General features: G+C 50.4%; 3 protein-coding genes and 1 pseudogene. 2 read left to right on the forward strand and 2 right to left on the reverse strand.

The features are described 5' to 3' along the window. A pseudogene (locus B4F73_RS04745) lies at positions 1-341 on the reverse strand (hypothetical protein); the annotation flags it as partial. 163 nt (positions 342-504) lie between these two features. On the opposite strand from B4F73_RS04745, the gene B4F73_RS04750 reads away from it, so the two are divergent. Beyond that, positions 505-1,308, forward strand: coding sequence for a hypothetical protein (locus B4F73_RS04750; RefSeq protein WP_290482614.1), 804 nt, complete (start codon positions 505-507; stop codon positions 1,306-1,308). Positions 1,309-1,318: 10 nt separating this feature from the next. Here B4F73_RS04750 and B4F73_RS04755 read toward each other — a convergent pair whose 3' ends face one another. Beyond that, positions 1,319-2,167 (reverse strand): hypothetical protein, encoded by an 849-nt coding sequence (locus B4F73_RS04755; protein ID WP_290484756.1) that lies wholly within the window; start codon positions 2,165-2,167, stop codon positions 1,319-1,321. Positions 2,168-2,275: 108 nt separating this feature from the next. Between B4F73_RS04755 and B4F73_RS04760 the strand changes: the two genes are divergently transcribed. Continuing rightward, positions 2,276-2,466: nitrilase-related carbon-nitrogen hydrolase (locus B4F73_RS04760; protein ID WP_290482622.1), on the forward strand; the 191-nt coding region annotated here is incomplete at its 3' end.

A 2,466-nucleotide genomic window follows, 5' to 3' on the forward strand; every position in this document is an offset into this window, starting at 1 on the left:
AGTTCGACGCCGTCGGGCAGGTCTGGTTCCGGCTTCGGCTCAGCGGGCGCGGCGCGCGGGGCCGCCGGGGCGAGTGTCAGATTGAGCGCGAGGACCAGGATCAGACGGCGGACAATGGTTTCCAGCATTTTGAGCCGTCCGGAAATCCGCCCCGCCACGCTGCGCCCGATCACTTTCGGCCCGAGATGGAGGTTCGCCAACGCGGAGGCATCCAGCACCGCCCGCCCGGCATGTTCCAGCCCCCGTTTCAGAATGTCCGTTTGCGCGTCCATGCGGGGAGTATGGGTTTGGCGGGTATCAGACGGATAGGGATCACCCAGGATGTACTTCAGGCGTGGCAACTAAGTCCGTCGTAAAAGAAGATACGTACAAGTAGTTGCCGCAAAGTTTTATAGCATGCTCAGGGCGTGAGTTAAGAGCGGGGACTTATAAAACAATCGTATGATAGTTTATAAGGCTACTGTAGTAGCGTTGTTGATTCTACGCCTTAGAGGGGGAGTGAATGTGATTGTACAGATTTCCAAGCATATCGACACACTTCCCTCACATGTCCGTCCGTACGCAGTTTGGTTCATAAGAGCAATCGCGGTAGGCATAACTCTGACGATATGGTCGACTTACGCTTTGTTTGATTATGTTGGACGGTATGGCGCGCGAGCACCATTTGAAGGCGTGGCTTTTTCCACCTTCATCTCTTTGGTTCTTGGGTTTTTTATCGGCGTGTTTGGTTTTGTCGTCTTTGAAGGAACCCGAACGATAGTAGAAGACTTGCTAAAAGGATCTCTGAAGCATCGTTCTGACGGACGTTTTTCCATAGTTAAGGATATTCTGATCCTGCTTTTTTGGCCCGCTATGAGCTTCTCAGCTTTGACGATCGTTGAATTCTTCTCTTGGCTGACGAACTCAGAGGATATCAATTGGGCTAGGAATATTCTACTATCTGCGGCATTCGTCGTACCGTTTTCTATTGCTTACTTTTTCCCGAAGCCCCATTCTAAATGGCCTCCACGTTTTTACTTAGCGATGTATCTCATTGGCGCGTTTTACGCACTGCACATCTCGACAGGCAATGGTTATGCAGAATTCTTGCGAGGGATCAGATATGGCGGTGGAGTACCAGTATCGGTCGTTACGGCCGATGGAACTACACAAAACGACGTAGGGTTATTTCTGAGAACCACAAGTAGCATCACAGTATACGATAGAAAATCTGACACCTTTTCCGAGTACCCCCTAAACGCACTAGTCAAGATAACTTATCTGCCGAGTAGAAATACCCCTCCGATACTGCCTTCACGTATCGGGTGAAAATCGAAACTCATTCATCGCTTCCATACCAACTCGAGTCGTCAATAGCGTAGCTCCGAATATCTAAATCTGTCGGCACACTCGTAGGCGCGTATAAGTGCATTTCAAAAGGAAATTCGTGGTCGATTTCCGCGCCGTCATCTGCGCTTCCATAGTGCAATGTCACGAACAAACTTCCCTTGATGTGTAAATCAATATTGGATGAATCGATGCGTCCAATCTCAAAATCATGGATTGGAATGAGGGGGTCGAGCTCATATCCAGCGCCTGCTACTAGATCGATCTCCGCAATGGTGGTTCGGACAAATTCCGACATCATTGCTTCGTATACCTGAGTCCAAAGTGCGGATGCCACTGCATCACGGCAATGATCCATCGCATCCATAAGAGCGACCATTGCAGAGAGTACACCTGTTCCAAACTCAACAACCTCTTCTTGAGATTGGTTCAATCGTTGTGGCTGAATGTGCACCAATCTGTTCAGATCATTCATCGCGTTCGCCACTTCCGAATGCAATTCGGCTAAATCTATATCGAAGGTACTAATGTATTCATCCGCGAGTCCCCCCTGGACCGCATATGTCGACCTTTGCCTTCTTGTTACTCTATCCGTATTGGGATCTTGTACGAACCAAGCACAGTTCCGAACATCATCATCAGGCGCATAGTAATGCAGGATCTGAGTAAACAGCTCCCGCGCCGCTACCGCGAAATTCGAGGCTCGCAATGGATGCTGCTGATCTAGAATTGATCTCATCGCCCCATCAAGCAGAACCCGCATGAAGTGGGTAGGCAGCTTTTCGGATAACGCAGCTTGAAGCTCTTCCATCGTTTCTCTTCCAATATCAACTCTCAACATAGCAGCTATGGTGATTTGGCAAGTTGCGTAAGCCCGGCCCAAGTCTTCGTTGGAGAACAATGGAAGGAAGCAATTGCGTATCCTGACGCTTCCGCCTAAATGCTCCTTATGAGCAAAAAGCTGAGAATCTTGGTCGCGCAGTTGAACCCGGTGGTGGGGGATATTCGGGGGAATCTGGAGCTGGCGCGGGGCGCGCTGGCCGAGGGCAAGGCCAAGGGCGCTGACCTCGTTGTCCTGTCGGAACTCTTCATCCTGGGATATCCGGCTGAGGATTTGGTGCTGAAGCCCGCCGCGGTGGA

The organism is Hyphomonas sp. UBA3601, from assembly GCF_002375605.1.
GTDB lineage: Bacteria > Pseudomonadota > Alphaproteobacteria > Caulobacterales > Hyphomonadaceae > Hyphomonas.

What these genes read in the sequence shown, in the direction of transcription:
- B4F73_RS04755 (WP_290484756.1), bottom strand. Translation starts at nt 2,167, where the DNA reads ATGTTGAGAGTTGATATTGGAAGAGAAACGATGGAAGAGCTTCAAGCT.